This window comes from Marinobacter sp. EVN1 (genome assembly GCF_000475375.1).
Classification (GTDB): domain Bacteria; phylum Pseudomonadota; class Gammaproteobacteria; order Pseudomonadales; family Oleiphilaceae; genus Marinobacter; species Marinobacter nauticus.
Window position 1 is genome coordinate 1 of sequence record NZ_AXCB01000053.1, and the last position, 1122, is coordinate 1122.

The 1122-nt window shown below is 57.0% G+C and carries 1 protein-coding gene; it reads right to left on the reverse strand.

Features of this window, described 5'->3' with window-relative positions; all coding sequences use genetic code 11:
- A partial coding sequence (tuf, locus tag Q674_RS37030; RefSeq protein ID WP_023009707.1) for an elongation factor Tu occupies positions 1-1122 on the reverse strand: 1122 nt, incomplete at both ends.

The window sequence follows — 1122 nt, forward strand, 5'->3', positions numbered from 1 at the left end:
GCCATCTTCCATGGCGATCGGAGCGATCAGGGTGACGGTCATTTTCACGTTGTCACCCGGCATTACCATTTCTACGCCTTCCGGCAGTTCGCAAGAACCGGTCACGTCAGTGGTCCGGAAGTAGAACTGCGGACGGTAGCCCTTGAAGAACGGAGTATGACGACCACCTTCTTCTTTGGACAGTACGTACACTTCACACTCGAACTTGGTGTGCGGCTTGATGGAGCCCGGTACACACAGAACCTGACCACGCTCAACGTCGTCACGCTTGGTACCACGCAGCAGAACACCAACGTTCTCGCCGGCACGACCTTCGTCCAGCAGCTTGCGGAACATCTCAACACCGGTACAGGTGGTCTTGGTGGTGTCGCGGATACCCACGATTTCCACTTCGTCACCAACCTTGATGATGCCACGCTCAACACGACCAGTTACTACGGTACCACGACCAGAGATGGAGAATACGTCCTCAATCGGCATCAGGAACGGCTGATCGATCGCTCGCTCCGGCTCAGGGATGTAGTCGTCCAGGGCTTCTACCAGCTTCTTGACAGCGGTAGTACCCATTTCGTTGTCGTCCTTGCCTTCCAGCGCCATCAGGGCAGAACCGGTGATGATCGGGGTGTCGTCACCCGGGAAGTCGTACTGGCTCAGCAGGTCACGAACCTCCATCTCAACCAGCTCCAGCAGCTCCTCGTCGTCTACCATGTCGGCCTTGTTCAGGAACACGACAATGAAAGGAACGCCAACCTGACGGGACAGCAGGATGTGCTCACGAGTCTGCGGCATGGGGCCGTCAGCTGCGGAGCAAACCAGGATCGCGCCGTCCATCTGTGCCGCACCAGTGATCATGTTCTTCACATAGTCAGCGTGGCCCGGGCAGTCTACGTGGGCGTAGTGACGGGTCGGAGAATCGTACTCTACGTGAGAGGTCGCGATGGTAATACCACGCGCACGCTCTTCCGGTGCGTTATCGATCTGATCGAAAGCACGGCTCTCGCCAGTGCCCCAAACTTCGTGACATACACGAGTCAGGGCAGCTGTCAGAGTGGTCTTACCATGGTCAACGTGACCGATGGTGCCCACGTTTACGTGCGGCTTGTTACGCTCAAACTTTGCTTT